The sequence below is a fragment of the Leclercia sp. AS011 genome, assembly GCF_037152535.1.
Taxonomy (GTDB): domain Bacteria; phylum Pseudomonadota; class Gammaproteobacteria; order Enterobacterales; family Enterobacteriaceae; genus Enterobacter.
This window is the reverse complement of record NZ_JBBCMA010000003.1, coordinates 188143-203397: the sequence shown is the minus strand read 5'-3', so window position 1 is coordinate 203397 and position 15255 is coordinate 188143. Positions and strand designations below refer to the sequence as shown.

Sequence of the window (15255 nt, the reverse complement as noted above, 5' to 3'; positions counted from 1 at the left end):
ATTCAAACCACATCACACTTTTACTCCCCACCGTTTTAACCCTGGTGAAAAGGTGTTATTTTTCGCCGTGAATTAAGCCCCTTATTTGGACATTGATATTATGAACGCATTTAGCTATTTGCAACGCCTGGGCAAGGCGCTGATGTTGCCTATCGCGACCCTCCCGGTCGCCGCGATTTTATTACGTCTGGGCCAGCCCGACGTCTTTAATATTCCCTTTATCGCCAGTGCTGGCGGCGGCATTTTTGACAGCCTGCCCCTGCTCTTTGCGCTCGGCATCGCCATTGGCCTGGCCAAAGATAACGCCGGGGCCGCCGCCCTGGCAGGCGCTGTCGGTTTTTTGGTGCTGACCAAAGCCACGGCAGTGATTAACGCCTCCATTAACATGTCCTTCTTCGCGGGGATCATCGCGGGCGTGGTCGCGGGTCACTGTTACAACCGCTTCTCCAGTACCAGACTGCCAGATTTTCTCGCCTTCTTCGCCGGTAAGCGGCTGGTGCCGATCATGACCGGGCTGATCTGCCTGCTGCTGGCGTGGGTATGCGGCTATATCTGGCCTTCCGTGCAGCACGGTATCGATACCTTCAGCCTGCTGGTGTCCCGCAGCGGTGAGCCGGGCTGGTTTATTTACGGCGTCCTCAACCGCGCGCTGATCCCCTTCGGCCTGCACTATATTCTGCACTCGGTATTCTGGTTCAGCCTCGGCGACTGCCTGAAAGTGACCTACGATGCGGCCAGCAGTATTCACAATATCTGTCTTGCGCCGGATGTGGTGAAGGGCCTGGCGATCGGCGGCGCGGTGCCGGGTATTGACGGCTCCAGCATCACCCAGATTGCCACCGATCTGACCCGCGGCGATCTCAACCGCTTCTTTGCGGGCGATCCGCATGCGGGTGTCTATATGGCCTGGGCGTACCCAATCTTTATGGGCGGGCTGCCCGGTGCGGCGCTGGCTATGTACTTCGCGGCCCCGAAAGCGCGCCGTTCGGCGGTCGGTGGGATGCTGCTTTCCGTTGCTCTGACCGCGTTCCTGACCGGGATCACCGAACCCATTGAGTTCTCCTTCCTGTTCCTTGCCCCTGCCCTCTATGCCCTGCATGCGGTGCTGGCTGGCGTGAGCATGGTGATCGCCAACAGCCTCGGGGTATTGCACGGTTTTGGTTTCTCGGCGGGTCTGATCGACTTCGTGCTGAACTGGGGATTAGCGACCAAACCCTGGATCCTGATCCCGCTGATTGTCCTGTTCTTTGCGATCTATTTTGTGGTCTTCAGTTTTGCGATCCGCTTCTTCAAGCTGAAAACGCCGGGTCGTGAAGATGATGAGAGCGTAGCGGGCGAATCTGACGATCAGAGCGAAGCCATCACTCAATACATCGCTGCGCTGGGCGGGGAGCAGAACCTGAAGCTGGTTGACGCCTGCATCACCCGCCTGCGTCTGACCCTGGCCGATAACAGCGTCCTTGACGAACCGGCGCTGAAAGCGCTTGGTGCCAAAGGTATTCTGAAGATGGGGACGCAGAATGCGCAGGTGATCCTGGGGCCACAGGCTGAGAGCATCGCGTTAAAAATCAGAGCGCGACTCGAGGCATAAAACCGCGCCCTCTCTCTGTCACCAGAGAGAGGGCATAAAACCGGAACAGTTGCTACAACACTCCCTTATTTCTTCCGCAAAACCACCTACACTCTGACCATTGCGTTTTTTCCCGGAAACTTCCATGCGTCAGCTTCAGAAAATCCGCCAGTATCAGCGGCTCTCAGTCCATTACGGTTCTACACCAAAACTGACCACCCTGGCCGAAGTGGCCGAGGTGGCCCTGTGCAGCGAGCGTCACGCCCGCACGCTGTTACGTCAGCTGACCGAAAGCGGCTGGTTAAGCTGGAAGGCACAGGCCGGGCGAGGGCATCGCGCCACCCTGCACTGCCTGGTGACCACCAGCGAACTTAGCGCCCCGCTAATGCATGCCTGCCTGGATAAGGGGGATTACCAGAGCGCACTCCAGCTGGCGGACGGCGATCCGGCCAGCCTGCACCACATCATCACCCCCTTTCTTGGCGGCAAATGGCTCAAACACCAGCCGACGCTGCGCATTCCCTGGTATCGCCCGCTCACCTCCCTGCACCCGGCGCTGCATCGTCGGCGCGCCGAGCAGCATATTATCTGCGCGGTTCACGCCGGGTTAACCCGCTATGAACCGGGTCAGGCGCAGCCGGTGGCGGATCTGGCCCACCACTGGGCCTGTTCTGAGGACGGACTGCGCTGGCATTTTTACCTGCGCAGCGGTGCGCACTGGCATAACGGCCAGCCGCTGAGCGACGACGATATTCTGAGTGCGGTGCAGCAACTGCTGGCCGATCCGGCGCGCAACAGCGGGTTACTGCATATCGATGCGGTGACTCTCGTTGCCCCCTGGTGCCTGGCAATCTATCTGCATGCCCCGGATGCCCTGCTGGCCCATCGTCTTGCCCATCCGGTCTGCCGCCTGCCGCACCCCCGACAGCCGGAGACGGGTGCCGGCCCCTTCGCCATTGCCCGGCACCACTCGCATTTTCTGCGCCTCGAGCGCCAGCCCTGGTACTTTGCCACCCATCCGCTGCTGCACGCCATTGAGTTCTGGCGCACCGGCACGGTCGCCGATAAACCGGCATGGATCACGGTAGGCAAAGGCAACGCCCCGCAGGAAGCGGTCACCTCAACCAGCGGGGGTTTTGCGTGGCTGATGGTCAATGCAAACCTGCCCGCAGCGCTGGCGGCGTATCTGCGCCAGACCGCCCTGACGCTCAACCAGCAGTGCTTTGGCCACCGGGAAGATCTGCAGATCCACACCGAAATCCTCCCCGGCCTGCAGGTGCCGACCCTGCCCGCCCCCGCAGATATCGACCTGCCGCCCCGGCTGAAACTGGTGTGCTACAACACCCCGGAGCTGCGCGAGCTGGCTGAAATCTGGCGTCTCCAGCTACAGCCGCGTGGCTGTGAGCTGCACACCGAATGGAAAGATCGCGATGGCTGGTATGAAACGGACACGCTGGCGGATGCCGATCTGCTGCTGGGGGATCATCTGGCGACCGGAATGGCCGCCTTTGCGCTGGCGGAGTGGTTTATCTATGAACCGGCCTGGGCTACGGCGCTGGGCGAGGCGGGCTGGGAAACGGCAAAACAGCAGCTGATGCAAAACAGCGACAGCGAAGCGTATTTTCACGCCCACCTGACGCCCTTTTTCCAGCGCCTGCTGGCGGAGGGCCGCTGCACGCCGCTGTTCCACTATCGCTATCGGATCAACGCTCTGGAAAACGTGCAGGATATGGTCCTGACCGCGGGCGGCTGGCTCGATTTTACCCGCGCCTGGCTGCCCCCGGCCGCCGTCCTGTAATTAGCGGTGCGGACCGGGGATTACTGAATCACGCAGGATCAGCTCCCCGGCAAAGGTCTGCTGGAAGGTAAACTCCCCGCCGTCGAGCATAAAGATCAGGCGGCTGATGGTCTCTTTCACCATCTCGGTCACCGGCACGCGCACGCTGGAGAGCGCGGGCACCACGTACGGGGCCATCGCAATGTCATCGAAACCCACCACCGAAACGGCTCCCGGCGCGGGGATCCCGCTGTCGTGAAGCTGCTTAATGGCACCGATGGCCATGTCGTCGTTGCTCGCCACCAGCGCGGTAAAAGGCTCGCCGCGGGCCAGCAGCGTCGCTACCCCTGCCGCCCCGCTGGCCGGGGTCCATTTGCCCTCGGCAATCAGCGATTCGCGCAGCGGAATGCGGTGCGCAGCCAGCGCGTCCTTGTAGCCGGAAAGACGCTCGATCCCGGTGGGAGAGTCCAGCGAACCGGTAATAAACGCGATATCCCGATGGCCCTGTTCGATAAGGGTCGATACCGCCGCCTGGCTGGAAGCTTTATGATCCGACCAGACGCAGTGGCTGCTGTTTTTACGCAGGCGACGGTTGAGCACCATCACCGGCTGCTCGTGCTTCTGGATGATCTCGTCCATCTCATCGACGCTGAGAAAACGCGGGTAGATGATGATCGCATCACAGCGCATATCGAGCAGATACTGAATCGCTTTTCGCTCTTCGTCGGCGCTGTGCTTGCCATCGGCGAGGATCAGCTGTCGCCCTCTCTCCTCGGTCATTCTGGCGGCGTGGAACAGCAGCTCGCTGAAGTAGACCCCGTGGTAGAGGGTGTTGGTCACCACCAGCCCGAGAGTCTGCGTGCGTTTGGTCGCCAGGTTGCGCGCCAGTAAATTGGGGCGGTAGCCGCTCTCCTCAATCGCCTGAAAAACCCGGTCTTTTGTCTCCTGGCTCACGTAGCCATTGCCCGAAAGCACCCGGGAAACCGTCGCCTTCGAGACCCCTGCCCGCTTCGCCACTTCCAGCATCGTGGTCATCAATCTGTTCCGTCTGAATCTGATGAGCGGCAGTGTACTGCACCGCGTGAAAATTGTCGCAGCGCGGATCGCACGCTTTTGATGGCGTTCGGTGATCGTCATCACGAATCTAAAAAATGGTCAAAACGCGATCTTGTTTGATCTCAGAAAACTCTTCATGATTTTGTGGAACCGGTTTCCTATATAAGTTTCATCGTTGCAGACGGTGAAGACGTACCTTACTGATAAAACAGGATACAACCCGATGGCCAAAAATTATGCTGCGCTGGCGCATGCCGTTGTCAGCGCGCTCGGCGGCAAAGAGAACATCGTCGCCGTTACCCACTGCATGACCCGTCTGCGCTTTGTGGCGAAAGACGAGAGCCTGATCGACAGCGCTGCGCTTAAGAACATCAGCGGCGTGCTGGGGGTAGTGCGCAACGACAACCAGTGCCAGGTGATCATCGGCAATACCGTGTCCCAGGCCTACCGCGAGGTGGTCAGCCTGCTGCCTGCTGATATGCAGCCTGCCGCGCCTCAGGGGCCGCAAAAGCTCACCCTGAAACGCATTGGCGCGGGGATCCTCGACGCGCTGATCGGCACTATGTCCCCGCTGATCCCGGCGATCATCGGCGGGTCGATGGTCAAACTGCTGGCGATGATCCTCGAGATGACCGGCGTGCTGACCAAAGGCGAGCCGACCCTGACCATTCTGACGGTGATCGGCGACGGGGCGTTCTTCTTCCTGCCGCTGATGGTGGCGGCCTCCGCCGCAGTGAAGTTCAAAACCAATATGTCGCTGGCGATCGCTATTGCAGGCGTGCTGGTGCACCCAAGCTTTATCGAGCTGATGGCGAAAGCCGCGCAGGGCGAGCAAGTTGAGTTTGCCTTCATTCCAGTGACGGCGGTGAAATACACCTACACGGTGATCCCGGCGCTGGTGATGACCTGGTGCCTGTCGTACATCGAACGCTGGGTGGATCGCATTACCCCGGCGGTCACCAAAAACTTCCTGAAGCCAATGCTGATCGTGCTGATTGCCGCCCCGCTCGCCATCGTCCTGATTGGGCCGCTGGGGATCTGGATCGGTAGCGCCATCTCCGCGCTGGTTTACACTATTCACGGCTATCTGGGCTGGCTCTCCGTCGCCATCATGGGCGCGCTGTGGCCGCTGCTGGTGATGACCGGGATGCACCGCGTCTTTACGCCGACCATCATTCAGACCATTGCCGAAACCGGCAAAGAGGGGATGGTGATGCCATCAGAGATCGGTGCCAACCTGTCACTCGGCGGTTCGTCGCTGGCGGTAGCATGGAAAACCAAAAACCCGGAACTGCGCCAGACGGCGCTGGCGGCGGCGGCCTCAGCCATCATGGCGGGGATCTCCGAACCGGCGCTGTACGGCGTCGCGGTTCGCCTGAAACGCCCGTTAATTGCCAGCCTGATCAGCGGCTTTATCTGCGGCGCGGTGGCCGGGATTGCCGGACTGGCCAGCCACTCGATGGCGGCACCGGGCCTGTTTACCAGCGTCCAGTTCTTCGACCCGGCTAACCCGATGTCTATCGTCTGGGTATTCGGGGTGATGGCCCTGGCCGTGGTGCTCTCTTTCGTGCTGACCCTGATCCTGGGCTTTGAAGATATCCCGGTAGAAGAGGAAGCGGAAAAAGCGCGCGCGCTGCAAACCGCACCGGTTCAGGCCAAAGCAGCACAAGCATAAACAGAAAGCGAGGTAACAATGTCAGTTTTTCCACAAGGATTTTTATGGGGCGGCGCACTGGCCGCTAACCAGAGCGAAGGCGCATACCGCGAAGGCGGCAAGGGCCTGACCACCGTCGATATGATCCCCCACGGCGCCAACCGCCTGGCGGTAAAAGTCGGCAAGGAAAAACGCTTTTCGCTGCGTGATGACGAGTTCTATCCCAGCCACGACGCGATCGATTTTTACCATCGCTATAAAGAAGATATCGCCTTAATGGCCGAGATGGGCTTCACGGTATTCCGTACCTCGATTGCCTGGAGCCGTCTCTACCCGAATGGTGACGAGCCGCTGCCGAATAAAGAGGGGATTGCCTTCTACCGGGCGGTGTTCGAGGAGTGCAAAAAGTACAACATCGAGCCGCTGGTGACCCTGTGCCACTTCGACGTGCCGATGCACCTGGTGACCGAGTACGGCTCCTGGCGCAACCGCAAGATGGTCGACTTCTTCGCCCGCTACGCCCGCACCTGCTTTGAGGAGTTTAACGGGCTGGTGAAATACTGGCTGACCTTCAACGAAATCAACATCATGCTCCACAGCCCTTTCTCCGGGGCCGGGCTGGTGTTCGAGGAAGGTGAAAACGAAGATCAGGTGAAATACCAGGCCGCGCACCACGAGCTGGTGGCAAGCGCGCTGGCGACCAAAATCGCTCATGAGGTGAACCCGGAAAACCAGGTGGGCTGCATGCTGGCGGGGGGCAACTTCTACCCCTACTCCTGCAAACCGGAAGACGTGTGGATGGCGCTGGAGAAAGACCGGGAGAACCTGTTCTTTATCGACGTGCAGGCGCGCGGCAGCTATCCGGCCTACTCGGCCCGCGTGTTCCGCGAAAAAGGGGTGGTGATTGTCAAAGACCCGGGCGATGACGCGCTGCTGAAGAACACCGTCGATTTTGTGTCGTTCAGCTATTACGCCTCGCGCTGCGCCTCGGCGGACATGAACGCGGGCAACACCAGCGCCGCCAACATCGTGAAGTCCCTGCGCAACCCGCACATCGAGGTCAGCGAATGGGGCTGGGGCATCGACCCGCTGGGGCTGCGCATCACCATGAACATGATGTACGACCGCTACCAGAAGCCGCTGTTCCTGGTGGAGAACGGCCTGGGGGCGAAAGATGAGATTGATTCCAACGGCGAGATCAACGACGACTACCGCATCAGCTACCTGCGGGAGCATATCCGCGCCATGGGCGATGCGATTGAAGACGGTATCCCGCTGATCGGCTACACCAGCTGGGGCTGTATCGATCTGGTGGCCGCCTCAACCGGCGAGATGAGCAAGCGCTACGGCTTTATCTATGTCGATCGCGATGATGCCGGGAACGGCACTCTGGATCGCAAACGCAAAAAATCGTTCTGGTGGTATAAGAAAGTGATCGCCAGCAACGGTGCAGATTTAGATTAATCCCCCTTCGCCGGGCGGCGCTGCGCTTGCCCGGCCTCTAAACTTAGAAGTAAATCCAATAATTTCATGCCGTTATTATCGTTCATTGACACCATGAATATATCATTGTATAAAACTCCGCCGAAATAAATGATATTCATTCTCAGCCAGCGCCCGGCTGTCATCACTCAATTAATGAAGGATAGCGTTTCATGAAAAAGGTCATCAGCGCATTAGGATTGCTGATCGCAACAGCCGGTTCCGCTTTTGCGACCACGTATCCTCTGACGATTGAGAATTGCGGATACAAAGAAACCTTCACCAAAGCGCCGGAGCGCGTCGTGGCGCTGGGACAAAACACCGTAGAGATTCTGCTGCTGTTAGGCCTTGAAGATAAGGTCGCGGCCAGCGCCTTCTGGCCGACCAAAGTGCTGCCGCAGCTGGCTGAACAGAACAAAAAAGTCAAAACGCTGACCGTGGAGATCCCGACCCTGGAATCCATTCTGGCGCAAAACCCGGACTTCGTTCCGGCGCAGCTGCCGCTGCTGCTGGGGCCAGAAAGCAAAGTCGCCAAACGCGAAGATCTGGCTACCGTGGGCGTCAACAGCTATATGTCACCGGGCATGTGCGCCACCAAAAAAGACGTTGGCGACATGTACGGCAGCCGCCAGAAGCTGTGGGACATGACCTTCCTCTATAAAGAGATCGAAGATTTCGCCAGAATCTTTAACGTTGAAGATCGCGGTCAGGCGCTGATTGCCGACTTCAAAAAACGCGAAGCCGACCTGCGCGCAGAATTCAGCAAAAACCACAAAGACCTGTCGTTTGTCTTCTGGTTCTCCAGCTCCTCCCCGTCTTCTGACGCCTACGTCGGCGGGAAAAACAGCGCCTCCGGCTTTATCGCCAACGTGCTGGGCGGCCACAACGCCATCACCTCCGAAACCGAATGGCCGACCGTGGGCTGGGAGAGCATTATCGCCGCCAACCCGGACGTGATCGTGGTCTCCAGTCTCGACCGCAACCGCTGGGCGCTGGATAACGCCGAAGAAAAAATCAAATTCCTGAAGAGCGATCCGGCCGTCAGCCAGCTCGACGCCGTTAAAAAAGGGCACATTGTGGTCATGGACGGCCAGGCGATGAACCCGACCATCCGCACTGTCTACGGCGCGGAACAGATTGGTGAGCAGCTCAGAAAGATGGGACTGAATTAATGACCGCAGTGGTGCAACAGACCCGACAGAGCTGGCTGCTGCCCGCGTCGGGTTTCCTGGCGGTAGTGGCGTTGCTGCTGGTGATCGCCTTTGGCGTCAGCGTGGGGGAGCTGTCGATCCCCCTGCAGAGCGTGGTCTACGCCATTACCAATAAAATGGGTTTAACTGCGGAGCCGCTCAACCGCATCTACGAGAGCGTGATTTGGGACTTCCGCCTCAGCCGGGCGCTGGTGGCGGCCTGCTGCGGTGCGGGGCTGGCGATTTGCGGCGCGGTGCTGCAAAGCCTGCTGAAAAACGCCCTCGCCGAACCTTACGTGCTGGGCGTCTCTGCCGGAGCGTCGACCGGCGCGGTCTCGGTGGTGGTGCTGGGCATTGGCAGCGGCACCGTTACCCTCTCCGCCGGGGCCTTTGCCGGGGCCTTTACCGCCTTCGCCTTTGTGGCTCTGTTGACCAACGGAGCCCGCGGCGGCAGCGAGCGCACCATCCTCGCAGGCGTCGCCGCTTCGCAGCTGTTTAACGCCATCACCGCCTGGACCGTCAGCACCTCGGCCAGCGCCCAGCAGGCGCGCGACGTGATGTTCTGGCTGCTGGGCAGCTTTAGCGGCGTGAGATGGCCGGAATTCCAGCTGGTGCTGGTCGTGATGCTGGTGGGTCTGGCGATCTGTCTGTATTACGCCAGGGCACTGGATGCCTTCACCTTTGGCGACGATGCCGCCGCCTCGCTGGGGATCGCCGTCCCCTGGGTACGCCTGATCCTGTTTATCGTCACTGCATTAATGACCGCCACCATCGTCAGCATGGCGGGCTCCATCGGCTTTGTCGGCCTGGTGGTGCCGCACATGATGCGCTTCTTCTTCGGCCCGCTGCACCGCACGCTGCTTATCGCCAGTGCGCTGGCCGGGGCGATCCTGATGGTGCTGGCGGATATCGCCTCCCGCCTGCTGATCGCCCCGCAAAGCCTGCCGGTTGGCGTCGTCACCGCGCTGGTGGGTGTGCCGTTCTTTGCCGTGATTATCTACCGTTCAAGGAATAAGTGATGAGCATTACTGCTGAGAATATCACCTGGAAGGTGGGTAAAAAGGTCATCGTCGACAATGTCTCTCTGGCAGTATCCCAGGGGCAGACCGTCGGCCTGCTGGGGCCGAACGGCTCTGGCAAATCGTCGCTGCTGCGGATCCTCGCCGGGTTGCGTCGCCCGCACAGCGGCACCGTCGCGGTGGACGGCAAAAGCATTAACGACATCCCGAAAAAGCAGCTCGCCCGTCGGGTGGCCTTTGTCGAACAGCACGGCATGACCGACGCCAATATGCGCGTGCGTGACGTGGTAAAGCTGGGGCGGATCCCGCACCACTCCCCGTTCTCCGGCTGGACGGCGCAGGATGACGAAACGGTAACCCAGGCGCTGAAGACGGTGGATATGCTGCATAACAGCGATCAGGGCTGGCTGAGCCTCTCCGGCGGGGAACGCCAGCGGGTGCACATTGCCCGGGCGCTGGCGCAGATGCCGACCGAGATCCTGCTGGATGAGCCCACCAACCACCTGGACATTCACCATCAGATGCAGCTGATGCAGTTGATTAGCCAGCTGCCGGTCACCAGCATTGTCGCCATTCACGATCTTAACCACGCCTCAATGTTCTGTGATGCGCTGATTGTGATGCAGAAAGGACGCGTGGTCGCCAGCGGTACGCCGCAGGAGATCCTGACCGAAGAGCTGCTCTGGGAGATATTCCGGGTAAAAACCCGCATCGAACGCTCCCCGGATCATGGCAAAAAACATATCCACTTCCTCGTCTGAGGCGAGGTAACAGGTGACATGATTCGACCCGCCACGCAACTCTGGCCGCCCGTGTTACTGGGCAGCCAGTTTATTTTTAATATCGGTTTTTATGCCGTTGTCCCCTTCCTGGCGATCTTTTTACGCGACGATATGCTGCTCTCCGGTGGGGTTATCGGGCTGGTGCTCGGGCTGCGGACCTTCTCCCAGCAGGGGATGTTTATCGTTGGCGGCGCCCTCTCCGACCGCTACGGCGCACGGGTTATCATTCTTTGCGGCTGCGTGGTGCGGGTGGTGGGCTACCTGCTGCTGGCCTTTGGCGACAGCCTGCCCGTCATCATCGCCGGGGCCTGCCTCACCGGGATCGGCGGCGCGCTCTTCTCCCCCTCTATCGAAGCCTTGCTGGCAAAAGCCGGAACCCGCAGCGAGGCGCAGGGCAAACGCAGCCGCGCCGAGTGGTTTGCGCTGTTTGCGGTGTGCGGTGAGCTGGGTGCAGTGTTGGGCCCGGTAGCGGGCGCGCTGCTCACCGGGCTGGGTTTTCGCCAGGTGGCGCTGGCGGGTGCCGCGGTCTTCGTGGTGGCGTTGATTGTGCTGTTCTTCTGCCTGCCGGCCGGGTCGACAAAAAACCAGCCGCTGCAGATCGCGCCGTGGTGGACCACCTTTCGCCAGCCGCGGTTCGTGGCGTTCATCATCGCCTGGAGCAGCTGGCTGTTAAGCTATAACCAGCTCTATCTGGCGCTGCCGGTTGAGATCCAGCGTGCCGGAGGGAGCGAAAAAGATCTCGGTCCGCTGTTTATGCTGGCCTCGGGACTGGTGATCCTCTTTCAGCTGCCGCTGGCGCGCTTTGCCCGTCGGGTTGGCGCGGTGCGGATCCTGCCGGTGGGCTTTCTGTTGATTGCCGCGTCGTTCCTGAGCGTCGCGCTCTTCGCCCCTTCAGAACCGGCAACCGGCTGGCTGCGTCTGCTGCCTGCGGCCTGCTTTGTCACGCTGCTGACCACCGGGCAGATGCTGCTGGTGCCTGCGGGTAAAGATGTGGTGCCGTGGTTTGCGAGTGAATCGACCTTAGGCGCACACTACGGAGCCCTGGCCACCGCTGGCGGCTGTGCGGTGCTGGCGGGAAATCTGTTGTTGGGCGATCTGCTCGACCAGGCGCTGACGCCCTCCGTCGGGGCGAGCACTCCCTGGCTGGTGCTGGCGGTGTTCCCGCTGTGCAGTGCCCTCGCCATGGTCGTTATCTGCCGCCCGATGCGCAGGCCGCGTGCCTGAGGGTCATTTTTTCGGACGGTACTTTTCCGGCAGCGCCGGGACCGGGCGGCGATCGTCAATCAGATGGCGAATCGTCAGAATCGGGTGGCGCCAGAGCATCCGCGGCCCTGCCCAGCGCATCACCTGTTTCATCTCTTCCCGCTTAGCCGGCTGATAGCAGTGAACCGGGCACTGCTTGCAGGCCGGTTTTTCCTCGCCAAACACGCATTTGTCCAGCCGCTTGTCGGCGTACGCATTCAGCGCCGGGTAGTGCCCCTCGGCTTTTGATGCCTGCGGGCACTGCTTTTCATACAGCGCGATCATCTTGCGGATGGTCTCTTTTTCGCGCGCGATCCGTTTTCCTGACATGGCCTGATACCTGATGATAAGTTGCATTAATAATACCTTTTCCAGGCAGCATGTTCAGCCCGATTTCATCTTTTACATTGCGTTTCCTGAAGGCGCCTCGCAGTTATGCGTTTGTCTCCACCGCATTTTACTGGCATTTTATACAGGTGTTTTCACAGTTCCTTCCTTGCGAAAAAGGAGTTTCTATGTCGGATATGTGTATTTCCAGACCCAACCGCCGTCTCACCGTGGGCTATTACAGAAAGCGTCACGAGGATCGTAAAACCAAGATCCCGACGCGCTACAGCGTACATGCCGCCCTGAGTTTAAAAGGCGACTGGCTGGAAGAGGCCGGTTTTAAAACCCATTCCCGGGTGCGGGTGCTGGTCGAACAGGGGAAATTAGTGATCGAACTGGAGGCGGAAGATGCCTCGTAAAGTCGTGACATTTTGCTGCGCCGGCTCTTTTTTTCATGCGACAATAGCGGCATTACACGACCCTGGCGTCGCCTGAACAGCACTATTTTCAAAGAAATGGACATCATCACTCCATGACCACTACTGACAATTTCGACGCGCACACCCCCATGATGCAGCAGTACCTGAAGCTGAAAGCTCAGCATCCGGAGATCCTGCTGTTTTACCGGATGGGCGACTTTTACGAGCTCTTTTATGACGATGCGAAACGCGCCTCGCAGCTGCTCGATATCTCGCTGACCAAACGCGGTGCCTCGGCCGGGGAACCGATCCCGATGGCCGGGATCCCGCATCACGCGGTAGAGAACTACCTGGCGAAGCTGGTCAATCAGGGAGAGTCGGTTGCCATCTGCGAACAGATTGGCGATCCGGCCACCTCGAAAGGCCCGGTCGAGCGCAAAGTGGTACGCATCGTCACACCCGGCACCATCAGCGATGAAGCACTGCTGCAGGAGCGCCAGGATAACCTGCTCGCCGCCATCTGGCAGGACAGCAAGGGTTTCGGCTATGCCACCCTGGATATCAGCTCCGGGCGTTTTCGCCTGAGCGAACCGGCCGACCGGGAAACCATGGCCGCCGAGCTGCAGCGCACCAATCCGGCGGAGCTGCTGTATGCCGAAGACTTTGCCGAAATGGCGCTGCTCGAAGGCCGCCGCGGCCTGCGTCGTCGCCCGCTGTGGGAATTTGAGATCGACACCGCGCGCCAGCAGCTCAATCTGCAGTTTGGCACCCGTGACCTGACCGGTTTTGGCGTTGAAAACGCCCCGCGCGGCCTGTGCGCTGCGGGCTGTTTGCTGCAGTACGTGAAAGATACCCAGCGCACCGCCCTGCCGCATATCCGCTCCATCACCATTGAGCGCCAGCAGGATAGCATCATTATGGATGCCGCCACCCGTCGCAATCTGGAGATCACCCAGAACCTGGCCGGGGGCGTAGACAATACCCTCGCCTCGGTGCTCGACAGCACCGTCACCCCGATGGGCAGCCGCATGCTGAAACGCTGGCTGCATATGCCGGTTCGTGACGTTGCCACCCTCACCGGACGCCAGCAGACCATCGGTGCCCTGCAGGACAGATACAGCGAGCTGCAGCCGGTGCTGCGCCAGGTGGGCGATCTGGAGCGTATTCTGGCGCGTCTGGCGCTGCGTACCGCTCGCCCGCGCGATTTAGCCCGGATGCGTCACGCCTTCCAGCAGCTGCCTGAACTGCGCAGCCAGCTGGCAGAGATCGACAGCGCGCCGGTGCAGAAGCTGCGCGAGGCGATGGGCGAATTCAGCGAACTGCGCGAGCTGCTGGAAAAGGCCATCATTGACGCCCCGCCGGTGCTGGTGCGCGACGGCGGCGTGATCGCCCCGGGCTACAACGACGAGCTGGACGAGTGGCGCGCGCTGGCTGATGGCGCGACGGACTATCTCGATAAGCTGGAGATCCGCGAACGTGAGCGGCTCGGCCTGGACACCCTGAAGGTCGGTTACAACGCCGTACACGGCTACTTTATTCAAATCAGCCGTGGGCAGAGCCATCTGGCACCGATCCACTACGTACGCCGCCAGACGCTGAAAAACGCCGAGCGCTACATTATTCCTGAGCTGAAAGAGTACGAAGACAAGGTCCTCACCTCAAAAGGCAAAGCCCTGGCGCTGGAAAAGCAGCTGTATGACGCCCTGTTCGACATGCTGATGCCGCACCTGGCGGACCTGCAGCAGAGCGCCACCGCGCTGGCCGAGCTGGATGTACTGGTTAACCTGGCGGAACGTGCCGAGACGCTGAACTACTGCTGCCCGACCTTTAGCGATAAGCCTGGCGTGCGCATTACCGAAGGTCGCCATCCGGTGGTTGAACAGGTGCTGAACGAACCCTTCATCGCTAACCCGCTGAACCTGTCGCCGCAGCGCCGCATGCTGATCATTACCGGGCCGAACATGGGCGGTAAAAGTACCTATATGCGCCAGACGGCGCTGATTGCCCTGCTGGCCTATATCGGCAGCTATGTCCCGGCGCAAAAGGTGGAGATCGGCCCCATCGACCGTATCTTTACCCGCGTAGGCGCGGCGGACGATCTGGCGAGCGGTCGTTCGACCTTTATGGTGGAGATGACCGAAACCGCCAACATTCTGCACAACGCTACCGAGTACAGCCTGGTGCTGATGGATGAGATTGGCCGCGGCACATCGACCTATGACGGTCTCTCGCTGGCGTGGGCCTGTGCCGAGAGCCTGGCCAATAAAATCAAAGCCCTGACCCTGTTTGCCACCCACTACTTCGAGCTGACCCAACTGCCGGAGAAGATGGAGGGCGTGGCGAACGTGCATCTGGATGCGCTGGAGCACGGGGATACCATCGCCTTTATGCACAGCGTGCAGGATGGCGCGGCGAGCAAAAGCTACGGTCTGGCCGTGGCGGCGCTGGCGGGGGTGCCGAAAGAGGTGATCAAGCGTGCGCGTCAGAAGCTGCGCGAGCTGGAAAGCCTGGCGCCTAACGCAGCGGCGACCCAGGTTGACGGGACGCAGATGTCGTTGCTGGTGCCCGCTGAAGAGACTTCTCCGGCGCTGGAAGCCCTGGAGAATCTCGACCCGGATTCCCTGTCGCCGCGTCAGGCGCTGGAGTGGATTTATCGCTTGAAAAATCTGGTGTAGTTCGGTGCGGTCTGTATCGCCCGGCGGCGCTATGCTTGCCGGGCCTACTGGAACCGCGTAGG

12 protein-coding genes are annotated in these 15255 nt (G+C 60.2%); 10 read left to right on the top strand and 2 right to left on the bottom strand.

The features are described 5' to 3' along the window. The first annotated feature begins 100 nt into the window (after positions 1–100). Both nagE and WFO70_RS15520 read left to right on the top strand, forming a co-directional pair. A complete protein-coding gene (gene nagE / locus WFO70_RS15525; RefSeq protein ID WP_337017281.1) occupies positions 101–1591 on the top strand; it encodes an N-acetylglucosamine-specific PTS transporter subunit IIBC in 1491 nt (496 codons plus the stop codon). Positions 1592–1715: 124 nt separating this feature from the next. Then, positions 1716–3368, top strand: coding sequence for an SgrR family transcriptional regulator (locus WFO70_RS15520; RefSeq protein ID WP_337017279.1), 1653 nt, complete (start codon positions 1716–1718; stop codon positions 3366–3368). Here the strand turns inward: WFO70_RS15520 and WFO70_RS15515 are convergent, their stop codons facing one another. Further along, positions 3369–4382: a LacI family DNA-binding transcriptional regulator gene (locus WFO70_RS15515; RefSeq protein WP_337017277.1), complete on the bottom strand. Its 1014-nt coding sequence runs from the start codon at positions 4380–4382 to the stop codon at positions 3369–3371. 244 nt (positions 4383–4626) lie between these two features. Between WFO70_RS15515 and ascF the strand changes: the two genes are divergently transcribed. The 6 genes from ascF to WFO70_RS15485 all read left to right on the top strand — a co-directional run bounded on the left by ascF (position 4627) and on the right by WFO70_RS15485 (position 11754). Then, a complete protein-coding gene (gene ascF / locus WFO70_RS15510) occupies positions 4627–6078 on the top strand; it encodes a PTS cellobiose/arbutin/salicin transporter subunit IIBC (RefSeq protein WP_337017275.1) in 1452 nt (483 codons plus the stop codon). Positions 6079–6096: 18 nt separating this feature from the next. Beyond that, on the top strand, positions 6097–7521 hold the full coding sequence (locus tag WFO70_RS15505) for a 6-phospho-beta-glucosidase (protein WP_337017273.1): 1425 nt from the start codon (positions 6097–6099) through the stop codon (positions 7519–7521). Positions 7522–7712: 191 nt separating this feature from the next. Then, on the top strand, positions 7713–8711 hold the full coding sequence (locus tag WFO70_RS15500) for an ABC transporter substrate-binding protein (protein WP_337017271.1): 999 nt from the start codon (positions 7713–7715) through the stop codon (positions 8709–8711). Continuing rightward, positions 8711–9748: a FecCD family ABC transporter permease gene (locus WFO70_RS15495; protein WP_337017269.1), complete on the top strand. Its 1038-nt coding sequence runs from the start codon at positions 8711–8713 to the stop codon at positions 9746–9748. The genes WFO70_RS15500 and WFO70_RS15495 overlap by 1 nt, the downstream gene beginning before the upstream one ends. Continuing rightward, positions 9748–10509, top strand: a complete 762-nt coding sequence (locus tag WFO70_RS15490; protein ID WP_337017267.1) for an ABC transporter ATP-binding protein — start codon at positions 9748–9750, stop codon at positions 10507–10509. Before WFO70_RS15495 ends, WFO70_RS15490 begins: the two co-directional genes overlap by 1 nt. Positions 10510–10527: 18 nt before the next feature. Continuing rightward, positions 10528–11754, top strand: coding sequence for an MDR family MFS transporter (locus WFO70_RS15485; protein WP_337017265.1), 1227 nt, complete (start codon positions 10528–10530; stop codon positions 11752–11754). Between the two features lie 3 nt (positions 11755–11757). Here WFO70_RS15485 and WFO70_RS15480 read toward each other — a convergent pair whose 3' ends face one another. After that, a complete protein-coding gene (locus WFO70_RS15480; RefSeq protein ID WP_337017480.1) occupies positions 11758–12102 on the bottom strand; it encodes a nitrous oxide-stimulated promoter family protein in 345 nt (114 codons plus the stop codon). A gap of 185 nt (positions 12103–12287) precedes the next feature. On the opposite strand from WFO70_RS15480, the gene WFO70_RS15475 reads away from it, so the two are divergent. After that, complete coding sequence (locus WFO70_RS15475) at positions 12288–12518, top strand: SymE family type I addiction module toxin (protein ID WP_337017263.1); 231 nt, start codon at positions 12288–12290, stop codon at positions 12516–12518. Positions 12519–12631: 113 nt separating this feature from the next. Further along, positions 12632–15193: a DNA mismatch repair protein MutS gene (gene mutS / locus WFO70_RS15470; protein ID WP_337017262.1), complete on the top strand. Its 2562-nt coding sequence runs from the start codon at positions 12632–12634 to the stop codon at positions 15191–15193. The last annotated feature ends 62 nt before the right edge of the window (positions 15194–15255 follow it).